Consider the following 604-nt stretch of genomic DNA (forward strand, 5'->3'; position numbering starts at 1 on the left):
ATGGCCACGCTACTGGCGTTGCTGTTCACCGTGAGCATCTTCAGCGCCGGCTTGTACGCCTGGTGGCGTGGCTTGCGCGTGGCGCGCTGGTTCATCATCGCCTGGACGGCGTTCCTGCTTGGCGGGCTGGTCAACACCCTGATGGTGCTGGGCCACCTGCCAAATGTGTTCATCACCATGTATGCCAGCCAGCTCGGTTCGGCGCTGGAGGTAGCATTGCAGTCGCTGGCGCTGGCCGCCCGTATCAACAGCCTGCGTGAGCAACAGGCGCAGACCTTGCGCGAGACAGGGCGCACGTTGGAGCAGCTGAACCTGCAACTTGCCAGGAGCAACCGCCTGAAGGACGAGTTTCTGGCCAGCGTGACCCATGAGCTGCGCACCCCGATGAATGGCGTGCTGGGCATGCTGCAGCTGCTGGAAACCACGCAGCTAAGTACCGAACAGGCCGACTACACCGCAGTGGCCAGCGAATCCACCGGGCATTTGCTGAAAGTCATCAACGATATCCTCGACTTCTCGCGCATCGAACTCGCTGCGCTTCAGCTGGAACACATCAATTTCAACCTGGGTGAGCTGATTACCAGCAGCGTCCTGTCGTTCCAGC

1 protein-coding gene is annotated in these 604 nt (G+C 60.9%); it reads left to right on the forward strand.

The window, feature by feature from the left end:
• Positions 1-604, forward strand: a 604-nt coding sequence (locus tag EOE48_RS28490; protein WP_281292809.1) for a 7TM-DISM domain-containing protein, incomplete at both ends; no start/stop codon positions are given.

This window comes from Methylobacterium oryzihabitans, assembly GCF_004004555.2.
Classification (GTDB): Bacteria; Pseudomonadota; Alphaproteobacteria; order Rhizobiales; family Beijerinckiaceae; genus Methylobacterium; species Methylobacterium oryzihabitans.